The 25,611-nt window shown below is 60.5% G+C and carries 22 protein-coding genes; 7 read left to right on the forward strand and 15 right to left on the reverse strand.

Annotated features, from left to right (window positions below):
* Nucleotides 1-66: 66 nt before the first annotated feature.
* The 8 genes from CKW18_RS08645 to CKW18_RS08680 form a co-directional block, all read right to left on the reverse strand.
* Nucleotides 67-1,077 (reverse strand): septal ring lytic transglycosylase RlpA family protein, encoded by a 1,011-nt coding sequence (locus CKW18_RS08645; RefSeq protein ID WP_095188447.1) that lies wholly within the window; start codon nt 1,075-1,077, stop codon nt 67-69.
* On the reverse strand, nt 1,077-2,087 hold the full coding sequence (gene mltB / locus CKW18_RS08650) for a lytic murein transglycosylase B (protein WP_095188448.1): 1,011 nt from the start codon (nt 2,085-2,087) through the stop codon (nt 1,077-1,079). The genes CKW18_RS08645 and mltB overlap by 1 nt, the downstream gene beginning before the upstream one ends.
* A gap of 17 nt (nt 2,088-2,104) precedes the next feature.
* The gene (gene rodA / locus CKW18_RS08655; protein WP_170947232.1) at nt 2,105-3,208 is read right to left on the reverse strand and encodes a rod shape-determining protein RodA; all 1,104 of its coding nucleotides are present in this window, start codon (nt 3,206-3,208) and stop codon (nt 2,105-2,107) included.
* Between the two features lie 31 nt (nt 3,209-3,239).
* Complete coding sequence (mrdA, locus tag CKW18_RS08660; RefSeq protein ID WP_095188450.1) at nt 3,240-5,135, reverse strand: penicillin-binding protein 2; 1,896 nt, start codon at nt 5,133-5,135, stop codon at nt 3,240-3,242.
* Nucleotides 5,136-5,145: 10 nt separating this feature from the next.
* The gene (rlmH, locus tag CKW18_RS08665) at nt 5,146-5,613 is read right to left on the reverse strand and encodes a 23S rRNA (pseudouridine(1915)-N(3))-methyltransferase RlmH (protein ID WP_009051038.1); all 468 of its coding nucleotides are present in this window, start codon (nt 5,611-5,613) and stop codon (nt 5,146-5,148) included.
* A gap of 9 nt (nt 5,614-5,622) precedes the next feature.
* Nucleotides 5,623-6,117, reverse strand: coding sequence for a ribosome silencing factor (gene rsfS, locus CKW18_RS08670; RefSeq protein ID WP_042561254.1), 495 nt, complete (start codon nt 6,115-6,117; stop codon nt 5,623-5,625).
* Between the two features lie 72 nt (nt 6,118-6,189).
* Nucleotides 6,190-6,912: a nicotinate-nucleotide adenylyltransferase gene (gene nadD / locus CKW18_RS08675; RefSeq protein WP_095188451.1), complete on the reverse strand. Its 723-nt coding sequence runs from the start codon at nt 6,910-6,912 to the stop codon at nt 6,190-6,192.
* Nucleotides 6,881-8,152 (reverse strand): glutamate-5-semialdehyde dehydrogenase, encoded by a 1,272-nt coding sequence (locus CKW18_RS08680; protein ID WP_095188452.1) that lies wholly within the window; start codon nt 8,150-8,152, stop codon nt 6,881-6,883. Before CKW18_RS08680 ends, nadD begins: the two co-directional genes overlap by 32 nt.
* A 177-nt stretch (nt 8,153-8,329) precedes the next feature.
* Here CKW18_RS08680 and CKW18_RS08685 point away from each other — a divergent pair, with 177 nt between their 5' ends.
* From CKW18_RS08685 to CKW18_RS08695, 3 genes are all read left to right on the forward strand, one after another.
* Complete coding sequence (locus tag CKW18_RS08685; RefSeq protein ID WP_095188453.1) at nt 8,330-9,049, forward strand: DNA-3-methyladenine glycosylase; 720 nt, start codon at nt 8,330-8,332, stop codon at nt 9,047-9,049.
* Nucleotides 9,050-9,182: 133 nt separating this feature from the next.
* Nucleotides 9,183-10,499 carry a bifunctional DedA family/phosphatase PAP2 family protein gene (locus tag CKW18_RS08690; RefSeq protein WP_095188454.1) on the forward strand — a complete coding sequence of 439 codons (1,317 nt, stop codon included), beginning with the start codon at nt 9,183-9,185 and terminating at the stop codon, nt 10,497-10,499.
* Nucleotides 10,500-10,773: 274 nt separating this feature from the next.
* Entirely contained in the window at nt 10,774-14,259 is a 3,486-nt protein-coding gene (locus tag CKW18_RS08695; RefSeq protein WP_218274343.1) for a calcium-binding protein, read from the forward strand.
* 109 nt (nt 14,260-14,368) lie between these two features.
* Here CKW18_RS08695 and CKW18_RS08700 read toward each other — a convergent pair whose 3' ends face one another.
* Genes CKW18_RS08700 through CKW18_RS08710 form a run of 3 tightly spaced genes read right to left on the reverse strand, consistent with a single transcriptional unit; the run spans nt 14,369 to nt 16,048 of the window.
* Entirely contained in the window at nt 14,369-14,959 is a 591-nt protein-coding gene (locus CKW18_RS08700) for an LON peptidase substrate-binding domain-containing protein (protein ID WP_095188456.1), read from the reverse strand.
* A 10-nt stretch (nt 14,960-14,969) separates the two neighbouring features.
* Entirely contained in the window at nt 14,970-15,686 is a 717-nt protein-coding gene (locus CKW18_RS08705) for an LrgB family protein (protein WP_095188457.1), read from the reverse strand.
* A complete protein-coding gene (locus CKW18_RS08710) occupies nt 15,686-16,048 on the reverse strand; it encodes a CidA/LrgA family protein (RefSeq protein WP_095188458.1) in 363 nt (120 codons plus the stop codon). Before CKW18_RS08710 ends, CKW18_RS08705 begins: the two co-directional genes overlap by 1 nt.
* 193 nt (nt 16,049-16,241) lie before the next feature.
* Here CKW18_RS08710 and CKW18_RS08715 point away from each other — a divergent pair, with 193 nt between their 5' ends.
* The 3 genes from CKW18_RS08715 to CKW18_RS08725 all read left to right on the forward strand — a co-directional run bounded on the left by CKW18_RS08715 (nt 16,242) and on the right by CKW18_RS08725 (nt 19,204).
* The gene (locus tag CKW18_RS08715) at nt 16,242-16,697 is read left to right on the forward strand and encodes a MaoC family dehydratase (RefSeq protein ID WP_095188459.1); all 456 of its coding nucleotides are present in this window, start codon (nt 16,242-16,244) and stop codon (nt 16,695-16,697) included.
* Between the two features lie 110 nt (nt 16,698-16,807).
* Nucleotides 16,808-18,535, forward strand: coding sequence for a C13 family peptidase (locus CKW18_RS08720; protein WP_095188460.1), 1,728 nt, complete (start codon nt 16,808-16,810; stop codon nt 18,533-18,535).
* Between the two features lie 27 nt (nt 18,536-18,562).
* Nucleotides 18,563-19,204, forward strand: a complete 642-nt coding sequence (locus CKW18_RS08725; RefSeq protein WP_095188461.1) for an oxidoreductase — start codon at nt 18,563-18,565, stop codon at nt 19,202-19,204.
* A 107-nt stretch (nt 19,205-19,311) separates the two neighbouring features.
* Here CKW18_RS08725 and CKW18_RS08730 read toward each other — a convergent pair whose 3' ends face one another.
* The 4 genes from CKW18_RS08730 to CKW18_RS08745 all read right to left on the reverse strand — a co-directional run bounded on the left by CKW18_RS08730 (nt 19,312) and on the right by CKW18_RS08745 (nt 23,644).
* Complete coding sequence (locus CKW18_RS08730) at nt 19,312-19,596, reverse strand: YceK/YidQ family lipoprotein (RefSeq protein ID WP_095188462.1); 285 nt, start codon at nt 19,594-19,596, stop codon at nt 19,312-19,314.
* The gene (gene ubiX, locus CKW18_RS08735) at nt 19,589-20,236 is read right to left on the reverse strand and encodes a flavin prenyltransferase UbiX (RefSeq protein WP_095188463.1); all 648 of its coding nucleotides are present in this window, start codon (nt 20,234-20,236) and stop codon (nt 19,589-19,591) included. The genes CKW18_RS08730 and ubiX overlap by 8 nt, the downstream gene beginning before the upstream one ends.
* On the reverse strand, nt 20,233-21,582 hold the full coding sequence (gene mpl, locus CKW18_RS08740; protein WP_095188464.1) for a UDP-N-acetylmuramate:L-alanyl-gamma-D-glutamyl-meso-diaminopimelate ligase: 1,350 nt from the start codon (nt 21,580-21,582) through the stop codon (nt 20,233-20,235). The genes ubiX and mpl overlap by 4 nt, the downstream gene beginning before the upstream one ends.
* 157 nt (nt 21,583-21,739) lie before the next feature.
* Nucleotides 21,740-23,644 carry a sigma-54-dependent Fis family transcriptional regulator gene (locus CKW18_RS08745; protein WP_095188465.1) on the reverse strand — a complete coding sequence of 635 codons (1,905 nt, stop codon included), beginning with the start codon at nt 23,642-23,644 and terminating at the stop codon, nt 21,740-21,742.
* 302 nt (nt 23,645-23,946) lie between these two features.
* On the opposite strand from CKW18_RS08745, the gene CKW18_RS08750 reads away from it, so the two are divergent.
* Nucleotides 23,947-25,467 carry an aldehyde dehydrogenase family protein gene (locus CKW18_RS08750; protein WP_095188466.1) on the forward strand — a complete coding sequence of 507 codons (1,521 nt, stop codon included), beginning with the start codon at nt 23,947-23,949 and terminating at the stop codon, nt 25,465-25,467.
* Nucleotides 25,468-25,611: the final 144 nt, after the last annotated feature.

Raw genomic sequence — 25,611 nt, forward strand, 5'->3', positions numbered from 1 at the left:
CTTCGACGAGCCAACAACCTGATTCACCCCCCAATCGCTGGTGAATCGTCAATCAAGTCCTACGTATTACTCGGTGACCACACTTGGCGAACCAAGGTTGGCCAGGCGCACGCTGTTCTGCACCTGGGCAATTTCACCCGGCGAACCGATCGGCCCCAGACGTACCCGGTGCAGGGTCTGCTGATTGCGCACGATCGAGCTGATGAACACCGGAGCGCTCACCATCCCGCTGAGCTTGGACCTCAGCAGTTCTGCAGCGTCCGGGTTGGCGAAGGCGCCCACCTGCAGATACTGGCCAGACGCTGTTGCAGAAGCGTTTTTTTTTGCGTCGAGCTGAACCGGCACGACGGCCGCGGCGTGCTGCTGCGGCGGCGGGGTCCATTGCTCGACGGTGCCGGCCGAAGCCGTGATCACCGGCGCGCTATTCTGCGCGACTTGCGGCTCGTTGAGCATCAAAGGCGCCGGACGGCCCTTGGCGGCCCACCACTGCTGCGGATCGATGCCTTCGACCTTGACCCGCGCGGTGCCGCTCTCGGCGTAACCGAGCTTCTTGGCCGCCGCGTAAGACAAGTCGATGATGCGGTCGGAATAGAACGGGCCGCGGTCATTTACGCGCAGAATCACTGTGCGGTTGTTGTCCAGGTTGGTCACCCGAACGTAACTTGGCAGTGGCAATGTCTTGTGCGCCGCGCTCATGCCGTACAGGTCATAAACTTCGCCGTTGGCGGTGTTCTGGCCATGGAACTTGGTGCCGTACCAGGACGCCGTGCCTGAGGCGACGTAAGTCTTGGACTCCTGCAACGGGAAGTAGGTTTTGCCCAGCACCGTGTACGGGTTGGCCTTGTAGGGACCGGTGTGCAGGGTCGGTGTGGCATCGGGGATGCGCGACACATCGACATCCCACCACGGCGCGCCATCTTTATGCGCACGGTTGATGTCCAGACCCGGCTGCGCTCGCACAGCAGTAGAGGATGTCTTCTGAGTCGGGGAACGGCTGGTCGAACAACTGGCGACCAGTACCGCCAACGCAGCGAATGCCACCAGCTTCAGGGGTTTATTGATAGGCAATGCCCGCATTACTTGACGCCCCGTGCTTGTACCAGCTGTTCAGACAGTTGATGTACGGCCATGGCGTACATCACGCTGCGGTTATAACGCGTGATCGCGTAGAAATCCTTCAGGCCCATCCAGTATTCAGGGCCGTTGTCGCCTTCGAGGCGAAATGCGGTGACCGGCATGTCATCGCGCAGCGCATCATGACTCGACCAGCCCAGCGCTCGCAACTCCCCGACGGTTTTCGTCGGCTCGATGCCGGTGGTCAGGCCTTCATCGACCTGCTCGCCGCGCACATCGGCGCGGCTGACCACGGGTTCACCGGCAACCCAGCCGTGACGCTTGAAATAGCTCGCGACGCTGCCGATCGCATCATCCGGGTTGTTCCAGATATTGATATGGCCGTCACCGTCGAAATCCACCGCATAGGCGCGAAAGCTGCTCGGCATGAACTGTGGCAGCCCCATCGCCCCGGCGTAGGAGCCTTTGAGGGTCAGTGGATCGACCTGCTCTTCGCGCGCTAGCAGCAGGAACTCACGCAGTTCCTTGCGGAAAAATTCGGCACGGGGAGGATAGTCGAAACCCAGCGTCGACAAGGCATCGATTACGCGGAAATTGCCGGTATTACGTCCGAAAAAGGTTTCAACACCGATGATCGACACGATCACTTGTGCCGGTACGCCGTATTCCTGCTCGGCACGGGCCAGCGTGGCCTCGTGCTGGCGCCAGAAGTCCACACCTCGCGCAATACGCGCGTCAGTGAGGAACATCGGCCGGTATTCTTTCCACTGCTTGACCCGTTCGGCGGGTTTGGAGATGGCGTCAAGAATCGACTGCTTGCGCTGCGCCTCGCGAAACACACCCATCAGTTGTTCACCGGCGAAACCGTAGTCGCGGGTCATTTCACCGACGAATTCGGCCACCTGCGGCGAGCCTTCGTATTCGCCGGCCAGCGCTTGCTGCACGCTCCCGAGGAGGCCCATCAGGCCAACCAGCGGCGCGCATCGAGTCGCCCAGCCACGCATTACTTGCATTGAACTCTTCACCTTATTCAAACCTGTGCGATCCACTTGCGATGGGTATGGATCGACATCAAAACCCCAAACGCTGACAGCAGTGTCACCAGCGAAGTTCCTCCGTAGCTAATGAACGGCAACGGTACCCCTACGACCGGCAACAGGCCACTGACCATACCGATGTTGACGAAAACGTAAACAAAAAACGTCATGGTCAATGCTCCGGCGAGCAATTTTCCGAACAGCGTTTGCGCCTGAGCGGTAATCACCAGCCCCCGACCAATCAACAAAAGATAGATAAGCAACAACGCGCAAATGCCCACCAGCCCGAACTCTTCGCCCAGTACGGCAATGATGAAGTCGGTGTGGCTTTCTGGCAGGAAGTCCAGGTGCGACTGGGTACCGAGCAGCCAGCCTTTGCCGAATACGCCGCCGGAACCGATCGCCGCTTTCGACTGAATGATGTTCCAGCCAGTGCCCAACGGATCGCTTTCCGGGTCGAGGAAGGTCAGGATCCGTTGCTTCTGGTAGTCGTGCATGATGAAAAACCACATGGCGATCGCCACGGGTACAGCGGCGGCAAGCACGCTGAGGATCCAGCGCCAGCGCAAGCCGCCCATGAACAGCACGAACGCACCGCCAGCGAGAATCAGCAACGAAGTACCAAGGTCAGGCTGGCGCACGATCAGGATGAACGGCACACCGATCAGCATCAGGCTGATGCCGACATGCTTGAGCTGCGGGGGCAAAGTACGCTTGGACAGATACCAGGCAATGGTCGCCGGCATCAGGATCTTCATGAATTCCGAGGGCTGGAAGCGGATCACTCCGGGAATGTTGATCCAGCGCGTGGCGCCCATGGCGTTGTGGCCCATGATGTCCACCACCAACAGCAGCAGAACGCCGACCACATAACCGAGCGGTACCCAACGCGCCATAAATCTCGGTTCGAACTGGGCGATGACGATCATCGACACCAGGCCGATGCCGAACGACGTGGCTTGTTTGGCCAACAGATCCCAGCTCTTGCCACTGGCCGAATACAGCACGAACAGGCTGCCGGCGGCGAGGATCAGCAGCAGAATCAACAACGGGCCATCGATATGCAGCCTTTGCAGCAGCGTCGCGCGGCGACGCATCACATCCTCGCTGGAGAGCATGCGATCAAAATTATTCATCACGGGCCGTAGCCTCCGCACTGATTGGGCTGGCGTATTCGGCCTTCAAACGTCCGTTCTGATCGAGCAGCCAGGCATCCATGACCTGACGCACCACCGGCGCGGCGACGCCGGAGCCGGACTCACCGTTCTCGACCATTACCGAGACGACGATGCGCGGATCGTCAGCCGGGGCAAAACCGACGAACAAGGCATGGTCGCGATGGCGTTCCTGAACCTTGGAACGGTCGTATTTCTCGCCTTGCTTGATCGCGACGACCTGGGCCGTACCCGACTTGCCGGCAATCCGGTATTGCGCGCCGATGGCGGCTTTGCGCGCGGTGCCTCGGGCACCGTGCATCACCTGCTGCATGCCATGGTTGACCTTGGCCCAGTCCGACGGATCACGCAGGACAATGTCCGGTATCGGGTTTTCGTCCACCGGCTTCACCCCTTCGAGGGATCTGGCCAGGTGCGGGCGGTTCCACACGCCTTTGTTCGCCACCAGCGCCGTAGCCTGAGCCAACTGCAGCGGAGTCGATTGCATGTAGCCCTGGCCGATCCCGAGAATCAGCGTTTCGCCCGGGTACCACGCCTGTTTACGGGTCGCGCGCTTCCACTCGCGGGACGGCATCAGGCCGGGAGATTCTTCGAACATGTCCAGCGAGACCTTCTGGCCGATACCGAACTTGTTCATGTAGGCCGACAAGCGGTCAATGCCAAGCTTGTGGGCCAGGTCATAGAAGTAGGTGTCGTTGGACCGCATGATCGCCGTGTCGAGGTCGACAAAGCCGTCGCCCGTACGGTTCCAGTTACGGTATTTGTGATCGTAGTTGGGCAGCATGTAATAACCCGGGTCGAACACCCGGGTCGACGCTGTCACCACACCCGAATCGAGGCCGGCGATTGCCACTGCTGGCTTGATCGTCGAGCCCGGAGGATACAGGCCGCGCAGCACGCGGTTGAACAGTGGCCGGTCGATGGAATCGCGCAACTCGGCGTACGCCTTGAAGCCGATGCCGGTGACGAACAGGTTCGGGTCGAAGCTCGGCTGGCTGACCATCGCCAGCACTTCGCCGGTCTTCGGGTCGAGCGCAACCACCGCGCCACGACGACCGCCCAGCGCAAGTTCGGCGGCTTCCTGCAATTTGATGTCCAGGCTCAGGACGATGTCCTTGCCGGGAATCGGATCGGTACGCTTGAGCACGCGCAGAACGCGGCCCCGAGCGTTGGTCTCGACTTCTTCGTAACCCACCTGCCCGTGCAGTTCCGGCTCGTAGAAACGCTCGATGCCGGTCTTGCCGATGTGGTGGGTACCGCTGTAGTTGACTGGGTCGAGGGTTTTCAGCTCTTTCTCGTTGATTCGCCCCATGTAACCGACCGAGTGCGCAAAATGCGCGCCCTGCGGATAGTGACGAACCAGTTGCGCAACCACTTCAACGCCCGGCAGACGGAACTGGTTCACTGCAATCCGGGCGATCTGTTCTTCGGTCAGCTCGAACAGGATCGGCACCGGCTCGAACGGCCGACGGCCCTGACGCATGCGTTTTTCGAAGATCACCCGGTCTTCGGGCGTCATTTCCAGCACTTCGACGATGACGTCGAGCACTTGCTGCCAGTCGCCGGAACGCTCGCGGGTCATGCTCAGGCTGAAGCTGGGACGGTTGTCCGCCACCACCACGCCGTTGCGGTCGAAAATCAGCCCGCGAGTCGGCGGAATCGGCTGCACGTGGACGCGGTTGTTTTCCGACAGCGTCGAGTGGTACTCGTACTGGATCACCTGCAAGTAATACAGCCGCGCGATCAACACGCCGATCAACAGCATGATCGCAACGGCCCCGAACACGACGCGGCTGCGCACCAGACGTGCGTCCTTTTCGTGGTCCTTGATGCGGATCGGCTGAGACATGAGGGCAGGCTTACTTGTGGTAAGGGTGACCGGACAGCACGGTCCAGGCACGGTACAACTGTTCGCCGATCAGGATCCGCACCAACGGGTGCGGCAGCGTCAGCGGCGACAACGACCAGCGCTGATCCGCGCGGGCACAGACTTCCGGCGCCAGCCCTTCGGGACCACCGACCATGAAGTTGACCGTGCGCGAATCCAGCCGCCAGCGGTCGAGTTCGACCGCCAGTTGCTCGGTGCTCCAGGGTTTGCCGTGGACTTCCAGCGTGACAATCCGCTCGTTCTGCCCAACCTTGGCCAGCATGGCTTCGCCTTCCTGGCGGATGAAACGGGCCACGTCGGCATTCTTGCCACGGGTATTGAGCGGTATTTCCACCAGTTCCAGCGCCAGCTCGGACGGAAGACGCTTGGCATATTCGTGCCAGCCTTCTTCCACCCACTTGGGCATGCGTGAACCGACGGCGATCAGTCGCAGTCGCACAGCAATCCCTTACAGCTGGTCTTTGTTGAGCTTGGTGAAATGCTCGTGGGTGTTTTCCGGGCTGTGGTGCTTGGCGTCGGCCGCACGGCTTTGCTCGGCCCCCGCCCACAGGCGCTCCAGGTCGTAGAACTGACGTGCCGAGGCCGTCATCATGTGCACGATCACCAGGTCCAGGTCGAGCAGCACCCAGTCACTGTCGCCCTTGCCTTCTTCGCCCAGCGGCTTGGCGCCCTGCTTTTTAACTTCTTCGCGAACCTTGTCCAGCATCGCGTTGATCTGGCGATTGGAAGTACCGGTGGCGATGATCATGTAGTCAGTGATGCTCTGCTTGTCGCGAACATCGATGATCTGGATGTCTTGCGCCTTGACGTCTTCAAGAGCGGCAACAGCAAGCTTGACCAGTTCGTCGCCTTTGAGCGGCTCGTTGGTGTTGGCCACTTCCGGCAACGGCGCGCTTTTGAATGTGCCTTTACGTTTTACTTTAGGTAGGTCTTTGTCAGTCATATAAAACTCGTTTTGCTCATGTATTCGGCGGCTTGGCGACACGTGGATTCGTATCAGCGAAGCACGCCTTGTTCAGTTCGACGCACGGTACAGACCGTGCGCATCGATGTAGGCCAGGACCGCGTCGGGCACCAGGAAACGTACCGACTTACCGCTGGCCAGCAGTTGACGGATCTGGGTGGCGGAGACCGCGAGCGGTGTCTGCCAGACGAATGCAATCTGTCCGCTCGGCCCTTTCAGGGCCAGCGGGTCGCTCACCGAACGCGCTGCCAGCAGGTTGCGCAAGGCATCCGGCGGTTCGCTGTCGGCGTCCGGGCGCTGTAGCACCAGGATGTGGCAATGCTGGAGCAACTCTTCCCAGCGGTGCCAAGTGGGCAGGCCGCAAAATGCGTCCCAGCCCAAAAGCAGAAAAACCTGGGTTTCTGCGGGCATTTCAGCACGCATCAACTCCAGGGTATCAATGGTGTAAGACGGTTTGTCCCGCTGCAATTCGCGGGCGTCTACCACCAGCGGCGGCACTCCGGCCACCGCGCACTCAACCATCGCCAGCCGATCCTGCGCCGACACCTGCGGCGTATCACGGTGTGGCGGTCGCGCGCTGGGCGTCAGGCGCAGCTCATCCAGTGCCAACGCCTCGGCGACCTCCAGCCCACCGCGCAAATGGCCGATGTGCACCGGGTCGAACGTGCCGCCCAGGATGCCGATGCGCCGAGGTCGGGATTCGCTGCCGGTTTGCGGCGCTGTCAGGTCGAGGTCGGTCAACTCAGACCGTCGCCTGGCCGCGCAACTGGCCATCACCGACCACGACGTACTTCTCGCAGGTCAGTCCTTCGAGGCCCACCGGGCCGCGGGCGTGCAGCTTATCAGTAGAAATGCCGATCTCGGCACCCAATCCGTATTCAAATCCATCGGCGAAGCAGGTCGGGGTGTTGATCATCACCGACGCCGAGTCGACTTCGGCCACGAACCGCCGGGTGTCGGCGAGGTTTTCGCTGACGATCGAGTCGGTGTGGTGCGAGCCGTAATGATTGATGTGTTCGATCGCCTGGTCCAGCCCATCGACCACACGGATCGACAAGATGGGCGCCAGATACTCGGTGTTCCAGTCGTCTTCGCTGGCCGCCACGGCCTCGATGATCGCCAGGGTGCGCTCGCAACCACGCAGTTCGACGCCTTTTTCGCGGAACTGGGCAGCCATCGACGGCAGGAAATCCTTCGCTACGGTTTGATCGACCAGCAAGGTCTCCATCGCGCCACAGATGCCATAACGATAGGTCTTGGCGTTGAAGGCGATGCGCTGGGCTTTCGCCAGGTCGGCGTGCTCGCTGACATAGACGTGGCAGATGCCATCCAGATGCTTGATCACCGGCACCCGGGCATCGCGACTGATACGTTCGATCAGGCCCCGGCCACCGCGCGGCACAATCACGTCGACGTATTCGGGCATGGTGATCATCGCGCCAACGGCGGCGCGGTCGGTGGTCTCCACCACTTGCACCACCGCAGCTGGCAGTTCGGCCTCGGCCAGACCGCGCTGAATGCAGGCAGCAATGGCACGGTTGGAGTGAATCGCCTCGGAACCACCGCGCAAGATGGTTGCGTTGCCGGACTTCAGGCACAGACTGGCGGCATCGATAGTCACGTTGGGACGGGATTCGTAGATGATCCCGATCACACCGAGCGGCACGCGCATCTTGCCGACCTGAATGCCCGACGGGCGGAAGCTCATGTCACGGATGGCGCCGACCGGGTCCGGCAGCGCTGCGACCTGACGCAGGCCGACGATCATGCCGTCGATGCGTGCCGGGGTCAGTTCCAGACGTTCCAGCAGCGCAGGCTCCAGACCGTTGGCGCGACCGGCGGCCAGATCCTGTTCATTGGCTGCGGCCAGCTCCGCGCGAGCGGCGTCCAGAGCATTGGCAGCAGCCTGCAAGGCGCGGTTTTTCTGCGCGGTGCTGGCACGGCCGATGACCCGGGAGGCTTCGCGGGCGGCGCGACCCAATCGGGTCATGTAGTCAAGAACGGACTCAGTCATGGTCTGCTGGGGTCTTGGCAAAGAGGAAAGCGGCAGATTATAGCTGTCGCGTCCCGGGACTAACAGCGGTGACGGGCGGATGGTCGAAATGGACTACAAATTGCCAATCTTCAGCCGTAATTAAGCCTCGGATTGTTATCATTCCGACCTCTTCTGCCTGGATAAGCCTTGCCCGCCATGCCCAACCTGACCGTTCGCAACAGCGCCGAGCGCCTGCCACGGGGACTTGCGGACGCTTTTTTCGACCGCGACGCCCAAGTCCTCGCACAGGATCTGCTCGGCAAAGTCATCCGCCATCGGGTCGGCGATCTGTGGCTCAGCGCGCGGATCATCGAAACCGAAGCGTATTACTGCGCGGAAAAAGGCAGCCACGCCTCGCTTGGCTACACAGAAAAGCGTAAGGCTTTGTTTCTGGATGGCGGCCACATCTATATGTATTACGCCCGTGGCGGTGATTCGCTGAACTTCAGTGCGCAGGGCCCGGGCAATGCGGTACTGATCAAATCCGCCTATCCGTGGGTCGACGAGATCAGCGGACCGGCGAGTCTGGCGCAGATGTTGCTGAACAATCCTGATGCACAGGGTCGCCCGCGCCCGTCGCAAAAGCTCTGCGCCGGCCAGACGTTATTGTGCAAGGCACTGGGCTTGAAGGTGCCGGTGTGGGACGCCAAGCGTTTCGACCATGAAGTGTTGCTGGTGGAAGACACCGGGCCTGCGCCTGCGCACATTATTCAAACCACGCGCCTGGGCATTCCCCACGGCCGCGATGAACACCTGATGTACCGATTCGTTGACGCGACTTACGCCCAATGGTGTACGCGGAACCCGCTGCGCCGGGGTCAGGTCGAAGGCCAGGATTATTTTGTATTGCCCAGGCTAGAAACAGATTTGAAGTAGAAGAAATTCCCTGGGGGAGCGAGCCTGCTCGCGATAGCGCTGGGTCAGCCATCGTTGTTTCGCCTGACACACCCTCTTCGCGAGCAGGCTCGCTCCCACACGGGCCAATTGAAGATTTGATGGAGTTGTCTGTATGGGCCCATGGCTCGATAGTGTGACCGGGTGGCTGGCGACCAATCCACAGTGGCTGGCAATCGCGGTATTCATCGTGGCTTGCGTTGAATGCCTGGCGATTGCCGGGTTGATCGTGCCCGGCACGGTGCTCTTGTTCGCCATCGCGGTGCTGGCCGGCAGCGGTGCATTGTCGTTGAGTGAAACCCTGTTGCTGGGCTTTCTCGGCGGGATTCTCGGCGACGTGATCTCGTATTTCCTCGGGCGGCATTTCCACCAGAACATCCGGCGCCTGCCGGGCCTGCGCCATCACCCGGAATGGATGGCCGGCGCCGAAACCTACTTCCAGCGCTATGGGATCGCCAGCCTGTTGGTCGGACGCTTTATCGGCCCGCTGCGCCCTATGCTGCCGATGGTTGCCGGCATGTGCGACATGCCTTTCCCGCGCTTCGCCGCCGTCAGCCTGTTGGCCGCTGCAGGCTGGAGCCTGGCCTATCTGTTGCCGGGCTGGGCCACCGGCGCGGCCTTCCGGCTGCCTTTGCCAGAAGGTTTCTGGCTTGAAGCCGGTATCGTCGCCGGCAGTATCGCCGCCATGGTCGGCCTTAGCGTCAACAGCAGTTTGCGCCGCCACCGCCGTGCGACGATATGGATCAGCAGCATGAGCCTGTTGATTCTGATTGGCCTGTTCATCGGTTATCCCTACCTGACCGCCCTCGATCAGGGCGTGATGACGCTGGTGCAGGAACATCGGCAACCGATGCTGGATGAAATCGCCGTCACGTTTACCCTGATCGGCGAATTTCGCAACATGCTGCTGTTCAGCGCCCTGCTTACCGGTTTGTTGCTGCTCTGTCGGCAATGGCGCCAGGCAATCTTCACCGGCGGCACGCTGCTGGTCACGGCGCTGGCCAACACCGGAACCAAACTGTTCTTCGCCCGGGTCCGTCCGGAAGTACTGGCCGACCCGCTGACCAGCTACAGCATGCCCAGTGGCCACGCTTCCGGCTCGTTCGCCCTGTTTCTGACCCTCGCCGTTCTCGCCGGGCGCGGACAGCCGCCGCGCATGCGCCTGACCTGGCTGTTGCTCGCCTGCATTCCGGCGCTGGCGATCGCCTTGTCGCGGGTCTATCTGGGCGCTCACTGGCCGACCGATGTGCTGGCCGGTGCGATGTTGGCGACGTGCGTCTGCGCGGCCAGTCTGTGGCTCAGCCAGCGCCAGGCGCCGCTGGGTGCGATGCCGCAAAAGGTCTGGTGGCTGGTGCTGCCAGCGCTGGTCGCGCTGTTCGGATTTTTTGCCTTACGCCACCTGCCGAACGCCATGCTGCGTTACGCCTACTGACGAGGACTGTCGTCGTGCCCTTGCCTGAACCGCAACGGGCACGACAACCATAAAGCCTTGTTCTCGCAACAACCATGAAATCCATTTCAAATAACTCCAGGTTTTACACCTGAAAAAACTTGCGAACACAATAAACATTCAACAGCAACTTCCATACAAGACACGACAAAACAAACAGCAAAACAATAGCCACTGATTGCGCAGTCGCGCCGTGCCACATTGAACGCATCTCACCGTGTTCAAAACACAATGACTGCAATCAGGAAACCCACTTTTGAGCGATTCAATAAAAACCACCGGGCACCCCAACAAACAACGTCCCCATTACACCATTACCGATATCGCCCCCTCTTCCAGCGCACTACCAGACCGTACAAGTGTTGATACTTCACAAGTTTCAGCCAACGTTCCGGACCTCAAGGCTGTAGACCACCTGTTCGGGCCATTGAGGTTGGGGGCAGTGGCCGTCACCCGCCAGGAACTTATGCGGTTGGGGGCAACTATCGACGGGCAGACCATCACGCCCACCAACCTGTATTTCGCGCAAGCCGATCAAGCCATTATCGATGGCCTGCAACTCGATCCCGCCAAGGTCACTGCGCGCATGCTCTCGGCCACTGAACAGGATGGCCACATGGTTTCAACACTGATGTTCGAGATCGCAACGTTGCGTTCGAACAATGCTGTCCCGCTGATGCAAAAGATGTCGGCGGGCGAGCACGCCCAGGCAATGAACAAAGTGTGCAATGTACTGAACGCCGTGCAGCGTGTGGAAATACAAGACGCCTCACAACTTGATCAAATGCCCGGCTGGATCGATAAAACCAAAAGCCGTGCGATGACCACGATGGGCGCAGGCATGCAGATGTACGGTTTGTACAGTGCCTATCGAGGAACGATAGAAGCATTGAAAAACAGTGACTGGAATGAAGCGGCGATCAATGGCGGCGGCGCGGCGGCCGAGATCGCTTCACTCGGACTGGAATATGCCCTGACAAAAACCGGCGAAAGCATGATCCGCAATGGCGCCCTGACGTTCGAGCAGTTCGGCAAAACCACGGCAGGCAGCCGACTGGTTCGCGGCTCGGGACTGATCGCCAGCGCGCTCACCCTGCCCTTTGACGTGTACACGGCCGTCAAATCGTTCAGCGACGCTGCCAGTGCCGAAGGCAAAAAAGCTCAGGATCTTTACGTCACCGGCGGGCTCAGTGTGTTCAGCGCCGGGCTGTCGCTGGCACTCGGCGCAGCAACGCTGATGGGATTTCAGTTTGCCGGGCCGGTCGGCCTTACCGCCGCCGCGATCATGATTGTCGGCGCGCAGATCTACGCCGCTGCACGCATCGTGGATGACATCGACGACTACATCGAACTGACTGTGCACGAACGTTTACGCTCGGGCTGGTTCGCGTTCACCGGTCAGGATCTGGATCAGGAGGTCATGGATCGATTCAAGCTGCAGAAAACCTATGACGACCATCTCGTGGCCTTGAAAAGCCGCAGCGTGGCGTGGCTCGAAAATGAGCTGAAGGACACCATGGAGGCGATCGTCAACGGTCGCGTTTCCACGTCTCTGCAACCGACCCAAGTCTACAAGTACACGTGGGATGAGACCGCCGGGGAGTCACCGTATACCACGGTCAACGTCGCCGCCTTGAAAGATAGCGATGACACCTTCGACGCCCGCAACGGACTGCCCGAGAACAATGGCCAGGTCACGTTCGGGCGCAACGATCCAGGTAAAAACAAAGGGATACTCTGGCACCTGGGGGGCGGTGACGACACGATCCAGGGCGTCACCGCCAAATCCAACGCCTTCGTCTATGGCTGGGGCAAGAAACATCTCGAGGGCGGCGATCTGGACGACACCTTCGCCTTCCAGTCCGCCAGCGAGGCGCTCAGTGTCCGGGCTCCGGTGGCCAGCGAAATCGGCCATTTGCAAGGTGGCGCCGGCACCGATCTCTTATGGCTGCAGGGCAAACACAGCAAGGGCCACGGCATGCAAGAACCGTTGTTCGCCGGCTACGATATTGATCTGGAGAACGGCGCACTCGGCCTGCGCTCCACCGATCCCGCAGTGGCGTCAGTGCTGCACTCCCACATCGATTCGTTCGAGAAGATTGAAACACTCAAGGGTGCATCCAACCGGGTGCGCGGCACTGCCGAAGCAGAAGTGATCGGCGCCAATGGCCGTGATCAGATCAATGCCGGTGGCGGTGATGACCAGATCACCATTAGAGGCAGTCATGCCACCGTCGACGGCGGCGCCGGCAGCGATACCTACCTGGTCCACCGCGACAGTCTGGCCGTCAGCCTGATCGAAGACGGTCAGGCGCACAGCACGGTTTCTCTGGGCGTTGCACTGGAGTCCATCCAGAGCTGGCGCATCCGTGACCATGCCCTGGTGATCGAGTCAGTGCGCGGCGAGGAGCCCTACCTTCCGCGCCGGGAGTTGAGCCTTGAAGCGGTCTACCAGACCATCGATGGCCAGCGAGTGTTGCGCAACGATAAATGGACATTCATCACCACCGATGGTTATTACCTGCAGCCCGACTGTCCAGCCGCGCTCACCGGCCTGGATGAGCAGCCGATCAACGTGATCATTCTGAGCCCGGGCACAGCCAGACAATCGCCCCGGGCACTCAATGACTACCAGACCGTGCCGGCCAATATCGATTCGTTTTATTACGTTTCCAGCGACACCGCGCATGCAACGCTGAATGTGCCCAAACACGACAAAATCAATAAGAGCACCGTCTATATTGACCATGACAGCCAGGACATTACCGAAGTCAGAGCGCACTATGATGTGACGTCGACGACACTGGGTGGTTTTGAACTGCTGAGTTATCCGAACTTCTACTACACCCTGCTGATGCGTGACGGCGTTACCTTGCTATCGCTGCATGGCGGGATGGTTGAAGACCCTTACAGTAGAACCAGCGTGACCGCTGGACACCTGGCAAATACCTGGAAGATCAATCACGAATTCATCCTGGTGATGCGCGACGGTGTTTCGTACCGAGTAGACCTTCCGCAAATTCCTTACCTTGATGACTCGAAAGATCCCGGCCATAAAGTCGCGCAAAGTCGTGCTTCTCTGCGCGAGCGTGCCGGCAAATACATGTTCATCAAACCGCGCATTGAAAAACTCACGCTGAAAAGCTCGCCACAACGCATCGACTTTCAATCGATAGCGCATGCCAGGAGTTATCATCTGGAAGGTCGTTCATCACACTACGATATTTATCCGAGCGACAATATGTCCCTTCGGCTGTCCACTGCCGACGAGGATATAAGAGCGTCCGGCTCATCGACCTGGACGTTATATACAGCGCAACTGAAAACACCGGTCTTGCGCAGTCATCTGTCGATCAATGGCAACTTGCTGAAAGTCGGCAGCCTTCATATTCACTTGCCGGACAGCAATAATCCGGACCTGCCTATTGAAACAATTGACGTCGCCCTCGTGTCAGGCAACTGCTACAGAGTCAACAACCTGTTTGAGATCATCAGCCTGTTCACCGTCGACGCCATGGCTCACTCCTCAATTGCAGCGCTAACACTGGAAATCAACAACCATAAAGACCGGGAAGAGTTGTCCGACGATGAAATACCGGTGAAGAACATCTATCTGCAAGGCAGGGAAGCGCAAGACATTCATTACAACGCACAAACCGCTAGCTGGCACATCAGCGCTGATCGCGCGCGCAAAGTAAGGGTCGAGGATTTGAGGATCGGCGTTGCACCTGCGACACGCTGATTACGACTACACACAAGGCACTTGACCAGATCTGGAAGCTCACCTTGGCGTCTCGCCGACTCAGGGGATCGACAGCGACCGTACTCAACCCTGCGCAAACGCCTCGGGATTAAGCGAACAACTCACCCTGCAACTCGTCAAGCAGTGCCTGGATCGCATCCAGTCGCTGCTGAGGGTCGTCGAGTTGCAACAGATCGATCTTGTCTTCCTCGGCAAAGGGCAACAGATAGGCCAACTGATTGGCCAACGACTGTTGTCCGGCCGCATCGGTGCCCATGTTCAGCGCCTCGACCATCGGGTGCTCGGCCAGCGCCTTGAGCAGCGCCACCAGATCGGCGTCTTCGTCCTGCAGCGGTTGCTCGGGCTCATCGTCGAGCCATTCGACGTCAGCGAGGATCAACTGGTCGCGCTGCACTTCGGTGCGCAACACATGAAAACGTCGCCCCCCCTGAACGCGAATGCCCAGCAAGCCGTTGTCCTGCTGCTGGAAATCGGTGATCCGCGCCTCGCAGCCGACCAGCGCAAAACCCTCTGGCGCGACACCGACCTCATGGCCGTCGAGGATGCACACTACGCCAAAGCCGCCGCCCTGTTTCATGCAGCGGCCGATCATGTCCAGATAGCGCGCCTCAAAGATCTGCAAGTCGAGGTTGCAGCCGGGAAACAGCACTGTGTTCAGCGGGAAAAGCGGCAGACTCATAGACATTTCCTTACACCACCATCGACACCGCCAACGGCAGGAACACCGCCGTGGCCACGCCCATCAGACTCATCGCCAGCGCCGCGAAGGCACCGCACTCATCACTTTCCTGCATCGCCACCGCCGTGCCAACCGCATGGGCGGTCATGCCCAGCGCCATGCCGCGCGCTTCAGGGCTGTGCACACCGAGGCGGTTCAACAGCGTCGGGCCGAAGATCGCGCCGATCACCCCGGTGATCAGCACAAACACCGCCGCCAACGCCGCCACACCACCGATCTGCTCGGCGACCAGCATGGCGATCGGCGAGGTCACCGACTTTGGCGCCATGGTCATCAGAATCATGTGATCGGCACCGAACCACCAGCCCAGCGCCACGCCCATACCCGTGGCAACCACCCCGCCTATCACCAGCGTAGTAAAAATCGGCCAGAACAATTGCCGGATACGCCGCAGGTTCAAATACAGCGGCACCGCCAGTGCCACGGTCGCGGGCCCGAGCAGGATACTGAGAATCTCGGTGCTCTTGCGGTACTCGACGTACGTCAGGCCACAGCCGACCAATACTCCGATCACCAACAGCATGGAAACCAGCACCGGTTGCAGAAAGATCCAGCGGGTTTTCTCGAACGCCGCCAGCACCAATTGATAAGCGCCAAGGGTGATGCCGATGCCGAACAGTGGATGGTGAATCACCGACGCCCAGGCGCCGTGCCAATCGAAGAGCATCAGGATTCCTCCGCCGGTGGCGCGTGACGTTTGACCATGCGCTGCATCAGCACGCCGGCGAAGGCCATCGACAGGATCAACGACACCACCAGAGCGCCGACAATCGCCCAGAAATCGGCGGCAATGGCCGTGGCATAAACCATCACGCCCACTGCCGGCGGCACCAGCAGCAATGGCAGATAACGCAGCAGGCTACTGGCCGCCAGGTTCAGTGGCTCGCCGACTTCACCGCGAATGATCAGGAATACCAGCAACAGCAGCAGGCCGATGATCGGCCCCGGCAGCACCGGTAACAGCAAATGATTGAGCGCCGTGCCGAGCAATTGAAACAGCACCAGCATGGTCAGGCCACGTAGCAACATCCGACATCTCCGTCTTACTTTTCACCCTGCAAGTCGTCGGCATTATAAGCACGCCTGCGCTATGGATCGGCATTCGCCAAAAGCATGGTCGGTTGACCGGAGCAAATCGCCATGATGATCTACAGTGGTTCGCAGGGCGGTCAAATCCCCCACCTGAAAAACTATAAAACCGATGAACCCAAGGAGAGTCTCAATGCCCTATGTTCCAGTTGCAGAGCTCAAAGATTATGTCGGCAAGGAACTTGGACGTTCCGAATGGCTCACCATCGATCAGGAACGCATCAACCTGTTCGCCGAAGCCACCGGTGATTATCAGTTCATTCACATCGACCCGGTCAAAGCCGCGCAAACGCCATTTGGCAGCACCATTGCCCACGGTTTCCTGTCGTTGTCGCTGATCCCCAAATTGATGGAAGACATCCTGATCTTGCCGCAAGGCGTGAAGATGGTGGTCAACTACGGCCTCGACAGCGTGCGTTTCATCCAGCCGGTGAAGGTCAATTCCAAAGTCCGCCTGAAGGTCGATCTGGGCGAAGTGACCGAGAAAAAACCAGGCCAATGGCTGCTCAAGGCCACCGCGACACTTGAGATAGAAGGCTCGGACAAACCGGCCTACATCGCTGAACCGCTGTCGCTCTGCTTCGTTTAAGCGCCGGGATGCGAACCGGCGCACGCTGTTTCGCATCCGCTCCCCTTCAGCGGCTGTATAAGGTCACATAGCTGCGGCATACTCGGTCGCCTAATTGCCCGGATCCCGCTATGCGCTCACTCGCGACTCTTGCTCCCCTTGCCTTGACCCTGTTGCTTGCCGCTTGCGGCGACGGCGAATCGCTGTTGCCTCCCGATGCGCGCCTGCCGGACGGCGGACGCTATCGTGGTGAATTGGTCGATGGCTTGCTGCAAGGTCAGGGGCGCGTCGACTACCCCAACGGCAGCTGGTACGCCGGGCAGTTCGACAAGGGGCAATGGCACGGTCAGGGCGAATGGCACGGCAGCAACGGCGAGGTTTATCGTGGCCAGTTCCAGCAGGGGCTGTTCGACGGTCAGGGCAGCCTGACCACCAATGCGAGCAGTTACACCGGCGGCTTCAAACAAGGCCGGCGTGATGGCGAAGGTACTCTGAAAGAAAACGCCATGACCTACCGTGGCGAATTCAAGGCGGATCAATATTCCGGGCTCGGCCGTCTGGAAATGGATGACGGCAGCTCCTATCAGGGCCAGTTCGCCCACGGCAAACCGAATGGCGAAGGCCAGCGCGGCGACTCCAGCGGCAACTCGTTCACCGGCCATTTCGTCAACGGTCAACTGGAAGGCAACGGCACCTTCAACAGCGCCGATGGCGACATCTATGTCGGCGGTTTCAAGAACAATCAATTGCACGGCAAGGGCCGCTACGAAAACGCTGACGGCGACGTCTGGCTCGGCCAGTTCAAAGAAGGCGCACTGACCGGCAAAGGCGAATTGATCGGCGCGGATGGCAGCCACTACGTCGGTTCTTTCAGCGACTGGCGCTTCAGCGGTCAGGGCCGCTTGAACCTGGCTGACGGCAGCTTCTACATCGGTGGTTTCGACAACGACAGTTACGCCGGACGCGGCACCCTGGTGCTGACCGATGGCACGGTAATGAGTGGCACCTGGATCAACGGCCAGCGCGTGCGCGATGCCGACGGCAAGTTGCTGCCCGACACCCTCGAACTCGGCTTGCTCGCGCAGGGCCGCTTGCTCGACGATGCGCTGGCCGCGATCCCGGCTTCGACCCCGGCCATTGAGCTGTACACCCTGACCCTCGGCGGCGACGGCAAGCAGAGCGTGTTCCTGCGCGAGTCGGACTATGTCGCCAACATGCTCAACACGCGCTTCGGCGCCTATGGCCAGATCCGTCTGGTCAACCACCGCGACCACCTCGGCGACCGGCCGATGGCCACCCGCGAAAACCTGCGCCGCGCCGCGCAAACCCTCGCCGAACGCAGCGGCCCGGAAGACTTGCTGTTCATCTACCTGACCAGCCACGGCACCGCCGAACATGAACTGGTACTCGACCAACCGCGCATGGAGTTGGCCGACCTGCCCGCCGACGAACTCGCCGCCGTGCTGGCACCGCTGAAGAATCGCGACAAAATCATCGTGATTTCGTCGTGTTATTCCGGCGGTTTCATTCCGGCACTGAAAGACGAACGCACCCTGATCATGACGGCTTCACGCGCTGATCGCGTATCGTTCGGCTGCTCGGAAGAAGCCAACTTCACCTACTTCGGCGATGCGCTGTTCGCCCAGGCGCTGAACCAGACCGACGATCTGGAGCAAGCTTTCAAACGGGCCAGGGCCACCGTTGCCGAGCGCGAACTGGCGGATAACTTCGAAGCTTCGGAACCGCAGATCTGGGCGCCGAAAACCGTGCTGTCGCACTGGCAACTGCTGCGTAAACAGCAAGCGCGAAAAGCTTTGCAAAGCGCTGCGTTGAACGACGGAGCGATAAAGAGCAACTAAGCTGAACAGTATCAAGGGAGAGACACTATGTACTTGACGCCTCAGCACGTATTGCTTGCCGGAGCCACCGGTTTGACCGGTGAACATCTACTCGACCGCTTGCTCAACGAGCCAACGATTACCCGCGTGCTCGCCCCTTCACGTCGGCCATTGGCCGAGCATCCGCATCTGGAAAATCCGGTCGGCGATCCACAGGCGTTTCTGCCGCAGCTCAGCGGTCGCGTCGACATCGCCTATTGCTGCCTCGGCACGACGATCAAACAGGCCGGCTCGGAAGCGGCGTTTCGCGCGGTGGATCTGGACATGGTGGTGGCGTTTGCCAAACGCGCGCGGGAGATGGGCGCGCGGCATCTGATTGTGATCAGTGCGCTGGGCGCCGATCCGAAGTCGTCGATTTTCTACAACCGGGTCAAAGGAGAAATGGAACAGGCATTGCGCGCGCAAGACTGGCCGCAACTGACCATTTGCCGGCCGTCGCTGTTGCTTGGGGAACGGACCGAGCCACGTCTGGGCGAGCAACTGGCCGCGCCGTTTTCAAAATTGATTCCCGGTAAGTATCGCGGGATCGAGGCCTGCCAACTGGCCCGGGCGATGTGGCGGCTGGCGCTGGAAGAACAGGATGGGGTGCGGGTGATCGAGTCGGATGAGCTGAGGAAGCTCGGTAAATAATCTATCGCGTCAGGAAGAAAGCTTTCGCGAGCAGGCTCGCTCCCACCATTGCACCGCGTCCCCCTGTGGGAGCGAGCCTGCTCGCGAATGGAGTGCGCAGCACTCCCCTACAATCCGCCGGTCGCCTGAAAACCTACGCCAAGCACCGTCAGCAAAGACAACGGCAACAGCAGCGTATCCAACAACGCACTCGCCGGCAGATCCACACCCGGATAGCTCGGCGCCTCAGCGCCAAACCGATCCATCGCGCAGCACCCGCCATTCAATGCATACAAATCCAGCCGCGTCCCCGAATACACCACTGGCGCCCCCGGCTTGGCGGCATCGAGCGTGCTCACGGTGGCGCAGCCGCTCAGTTGCAGCGCCAGGCAAATCACCAGCAGCTTATTCATCGCTGCTCAGATGATGCTCGCCCCAACGCGGCAGCATGTCCTGAGGAATCCCCAGCAGATTAAGAATCCGCGCCACGACGAAATCGATCAGATCATCGATGGTCTGTGGCTGGTGATAGAAACCCGGTGAAGCCGGAAGAATGGTCACGCCCATGTTCGACAGCTTGAGCATGTGCTCCAGATGAATGCTCGAATACGGCGCCTCGCGCGGCACCAGAATCAACTGGCGACGCTCCTTCAATGTCACGTCGGCGGCACGTTCGATCAGGTTGTTGCAGGCACCGGTGGCAATCGCCGACAGCGTGCCGGTCGAGCACGGCACCACCACCATCGCCGCCGGAGCACCGGAGCCGGAAGCCACCGGCGACATCCAGTCTTCCTTGCCGTACACGCGGATCTGCCCGGCGGCGGCCCCGGTGTATTCGGTGAAGAACGCCTGCATCGTCTGCGGCTTGGGCGGCAGCGTCACGTCGGTTTCGGTGGCCATCACCAGTTGCGCCGACTTGGAGATCAGGAAGTGTACTTCGCGATCTTCACGCACCAGACAATCGAGCAGGCGCAAACCGTACTGCGCGCCGGACGCACCGGTCATCGCCAGCGTGATGCGTTCCGGGCCGCCGTTCTGCGAAAAAGCGTTCATTGCAGCGCCTCGGCGAGTTTGCCGTGCAGGCCGCCGAAGCCGCCGTTGCTCATGATCACCACGTGGGTGCCGGGCTGCGCCTGGCTCTTCACGCGCTCGATGATGCCTTCCAGCGAATCACTGACAATCGACGGCACTTTGCACAGCGCTGCGGTGGCGGCCAGATCCCAGCCGAGGTTGGCCGGGGCGTACCAGATCACCTGATCGGCATCGCCCACGCTGTCCGGCAAACCGTCGCGATGCGCGCCGAGCTTCATCGAATTGGAGCGCGGTTCGATGATCGCGATCAGCGGAGCGTCGCCGATGCGTTTGCGCAGACCGTCGAGGGTGGTGGCAATTGCGGTCGGATGGTGGGCGAAGTCGTCGTAAATGGTGATGCCACGCACTTCGGCGACCTTCTCCATGCGACGTTTGACGTTCTTGAACGCGCTCAACCCGGCAATGCCCATCGACGGCACCACACCGACGTGACGCGCTGCCGCCAGCGCGGCCAGGGCGTTGGCGACGTTGTGCTGACCGGTCAGCTCCCACTCGACCGTGCCCTGGGACACGCCTTCGAACATCACTTCGAAGGCCGAGCCGTCTTCGCTGAGCAACTTGACTTGCCACTGACCGCCGGCACCGGTGGTCTGCACCGGAGTCCAGCAACCCATGTCGATCACTCGCTGCAACGCAGGCTCAGTGGTCGGATGGATCACCAGGCCTTCACTCGGGATCGTGCGCACCAAGTGGTGGAATTGCCGCTCGATCGCCGGCAGGTCGGGGAAAATATCCGCGTGATCGAACTCAAGGTTGTTGAGGATCGCAGTGCGTGGACGGTAGTGAACGAACTTCGAACGTTTGTCGAAGAACGCGCTGTCGTATTCGTCCGCCTCGATCACGAAGAACGGCGTGCCGCCCAGACGTGCCGACACCGAGAAGTTCTGCGGCACACCGCCGATCAGGAACCCCGGGCTCATGCCGGCATGTTCCAGTACCCAGGCGAGCATGCTGCTGGTGGTGGTTTTGCCGTGAGTACCGGCAACCGCCAAGACCCAACGACCTTGCAACACGTGATCAGCCAGCCACTGCGGGCCGGAAACGTATGGCAGACCTTTATTCAGCACATATTCCACCGCCGGGTTGCCGCGGGACATGGCGTTGCCGATCACCACCAGATCCGGCGCCGGATCGAGTTGGGCCGGGTCGTAGCCTTGAGTCAGTTGAATGCCCTGGGCTTCAAGCTGCGTGCTCATCGGCGGATAGACGTTGGCGTCGGAACCGGTGACCTGATGGCCCAGCTCTTTGGCCAGCACCGCCATCGAGCCCATGAAAGTCCCGCAGATACCCAGAATATGAATGTGCATAGTCGACCTCGTAAAACATGGCCGCAGGTTAGCGTAGGGAGGGGGAATTCGCACCTTGTGTTTCGCCTTTGCCGACACCTTCGCGAGCAGGCTCGCTCCCACAAGGTTGGCGCTAACCCTGTGGGAGCGAGCCTGCTCGCGAACGGTGCGGCGCGGTTTAGCGGGCAATCCCGTGTTTACGCAGCTTTCTATAGAGGGTATTGCGACTGACCCCAAGCTGCTGCGCCGTCTGCGTCATATGCCAGCGTTGCTGTTCCAGGGCATTCAGCAACGCCAACCGCTCGGCATCCTCCAGCGGATGTTCGGATGAGCAAACCTCCAACACCTGTGGCCGCGCCTGGCGAATCATTACCGGCAAATCCTCCAGCCCGATCCTTCCCTCATCACACAACGCCGCCAACGTACGCAGCACATTACGCAACTGCCGCACATTGCCCGGCCAGTTGAACGCCAGCAACGCCTGCCGCGCCGGTTCTTCAATCAGGATCGTTTCCCCGCTCGCCTCCTCGGCCAGCAGGAAGTCCAACAGTTGCGATTTGTCACTGCGCTCGCGCAACGCCGGCAACGCCACCTCCAGCCCGTTGAGTCGGTAATACAGATCCTCACGGAAGCTGCCGTCCGCAACCCGTTCCAGCAGATTGCGGTGGGTCGCGCTGATGATCCGCACGTTGACCGCTTCCGGCTCGCCGCCGATCGGCACCACTTGCCGATCTTCCAGCACCCGCAGCAAACGTGTCTGCAAGGCCAGCGGCATGTCGCCGATTTCATCGAGGAACAACGTACCGCCATCGGCCTGCTGCAACTTGCCGCGCATGCCGTCCTTGCGCGCGCCGGTGAAGCTACCGCCGCGATAGCCGAACAGCTCGCTCTCGATCAGACTCTCGGGAATCGCCGCACAGTTGAGCGCGACAAACGCCTTGCGCGAGCGCTGACTGGCCTGATGCACTGCTTTGGCGAAGGCCTCTTTGCCAGAGCCGGTTTCGCCATTGATCAACAACGGCACATCACGCTCGAAGACGCGCAGGGCTTTGCGGAAGTCTGCTTGCAACGCCGCATCGCCGAGGCAGATACCCGACAAGCGCGGAGTCTGGGCCACAACCGGCGTCGGCATGATCGGCGTCGGCTTGCGCGATTCGCCGCGCAACACGGCAAACAGATGCCGGCCATCGCGGGTGCGCAACGGCCAACTGGCGCTGGCATTGGCGCTCGCCCGGCCAAGCAATTCATCGAGGGAGCAATCGAAAAACGCCTCCACCGGTTTGCCGAGCAAGCCACCGCGAATATGCCCGAGCAGGTTCAGCGCACTCTGGTTGACCGCACTGATCCGCCCTTCCCCGTCGAACGCCAGCAGCCCTTCGCTGAACAGGCCGACGGACTCGGCCTGCAAGTGGAAACGCAGCAGCCATTGGTTATCGAAACAGCGCAGGAAGTAGCAGCTCTCGATCATCTTCGCCGACAGATTGACCAGCGCCATGGTGTGGAACTGGCTCTGGCGCGAGACGTCGTGGCGCGCCGAGGACACATCGAGCACGGCCAGCAGTTCGCCATGGGGGTCAAACACCGGGCTCGCCGAACACGTCAGGCCGGTGTGGCGTCCGCGAAAGTGTTCGTCCTGGTGAATAGTCAGTGCCTGACGCTCGACCAGACAGGTGCCGATGCCATTGGTGCCTTCACAGGCTTCGCTCCAGTCGGCGCCGAGCCAGAGGCCGGCGCGTTCGAAAATCTTGCGTTCGGCAGGCGCGGTGACGCAGTTGAGGATCACCCCGCGCGCGTCGGTCAGCAGCACCGCATGACCAGCGCCGGAGAGTTGTTGATGCAGGCTGCTCATCTCATTGCCGGCGATCTGCAACACCTGCTGCAGACGTTCGCGGCTTTCGAGCACGCGCCCGTGTTCGAGCACGGTAGGCGCCATGCTCAGCGCGGGGTCGAGGTGATAGTCCTCAAGGCAGCGCAGCCACGAGCGGGCAATCGACGGATCGGCTCCGGGCCCGTGCAGGTGCGGTTTGCCTTGGGTGGCGGTGAGGACCTGCTGGGCATGGCGATTCAAATGGTTGTCGTGCATTTCTTATTGTTCTCCCCGAGGCTCGACGGCCCAATGCTTGAGGTGACGCCCAGCATCCTCCAGCCACCGGCGCATTGCAATGCTGGCCAGACTGCCCGGTCACAGGCTGTGCCAAAAACGGTACAAACTGTCACCCGATCTGTACCGAAACCGTCACAGTGGTAATCCGTCCGTCCGACAAAAACTGCGCAAGGCCTTGATTTACTTGACCTGCACGGCAGTGGCCCGACCCTTGCTCTACGCTTATAGCAAGCGCACTTGCGCGTTTCTCTAATAAGTACAAAGCCAAGGAGAACATCATCATGCGTTACGCTCACCCCGGTACTGAAGGCGCCAAAGTCTCGTTCAAGAGCAAGTACGGTAACTACATCGGCGGCGAGTTCGTCGCGCCTGTCAAAGGTCAGTACTTCACCAATACTTCGCCAGTGATTGGCCAGCCAATTGCCGAATTCCCACGCTCCACTGCCGAAGACATCGACAAGGCACTGGACGCCGCCCACGCCGCCGCTGACGCCTGGGGTGCGACCTCGGTGCAGGCGCGCTCGCTGATCCTGTTGAAAATCGCCGACCGCATCGAAGCCAACCTCGAACTGCTGGCGATCACCGAAACCTGGGACAACGGCAAAGCCATCCGCGAAACCCTCAACGCCGACATCCCGCTCGCCGCCGACCATTTCCGCTACTACGCCGGTTGCATCCGTGCCCAGGAAGGCAGCGCTGCCGAAATCGACGGCAACACCGTGGCTTATCACATTCACGAACCACTGGGCGTGGTCGGTCAGATCATCCCGTGGAACTTCCCGATCCTGATGGCCGCGTGGAAACTGGCGCCAGCCCTGGCCGCGGGTAACTGCGTGGTGCTCAAGCCTGCCGAGCAGACTCCGCTGGGTATTTCCGTGCTGGTCGAGCTGATCGGCGACCTGCTGCCGCCGGGCGTGCTGAACGTTGTTCAGGGCTTTGGCAAAGAGGCCGGCGAAGCGTTGGCCACCAGCAAACGCATCGCCAAGATTGCCTTTACCGGCTCGACCCCGGTTGGCTCGCACATCATGAAATGCGCCGCCGAGAACATCATTCCGTCCACCGTGGAACTGGGCGGCAAATCGCCGAACATCTTCTTCGAAGACATCATGCAGGCCGAGCCGACCTTCATTGAGAAAGCCGCCGAAGGCCTGGTGCTGGCGTTCTTCAACCAGGGCGAAGTCTGCACCTGCCCTTCCCGCGCGCTGGTACAGGAATCGATCTACGACGAGTTCATGGCCGTGGTCATGAAGAAAGTCCTGCAGATCAAACGGGGCGACCCGCTGGACACTGACACCATGGTCGGCGCGCAGGCGTCCGAGCAGCAATTCGACAAGATTCTTTCGTACCTGGAAATCGCCAAGGGCGAAGGCGCCGAACTGCTGACTGGCGGCAAGGTGGAAAAACTCGAGGGCAATCTGTCGACTGGCTATTACATCCAGCCGACCCTGCTCAAGGGCACCAACAAAATGCGTGTGTTCCAAGAAGAAATCTTTGGCCCGGTGGTCAGCATCACCACCTTCAAGGACGAAGCCGAAGCGCTGGCCATCGCCAACGACACCGAGTTCGGCCTCGGCGCCGGCTTGTGGACCCGCGACATCAACCGCGCCTACCGCATGGGCCGGGCGATCAAGGCCGGTCGCGTGTGGACCAACTGCTACCACCTGTACCCGGCGCACGCCGCGTTCGGTGGGTACAAGAAGTCCGGCGTCGGCCGTGAAACCCACAAGATGATGCTCGATCACTATCAGCAGACCAAAAACCTGCTGGTGAGCTACGACATCAATCCGTTGGGCTTCTTCTAAGCGGATGGGGGGCGAGGCAGTCATTTCTGCATCGCCCCTCAGATAGCTTTCGCGAGCAGGCTCGCTCCCACAGGGAATTGCGTGCACCTGCAATGTTCGACTCGACACAACTCCAATGTGGGAGCGAGCCTGCTCGCGAAAGCG

The organism is Pseudomonas sp. Irchel 3E19, from assembly GCF_900187585.1.
Classification (GTDB): Bacteria; Pseudomonadota; Gammaproteobacteria; order Pseudomonadales; family Pseudomonadaceae; genus Aquipseudomonas; species Aquipseudomonas baetica.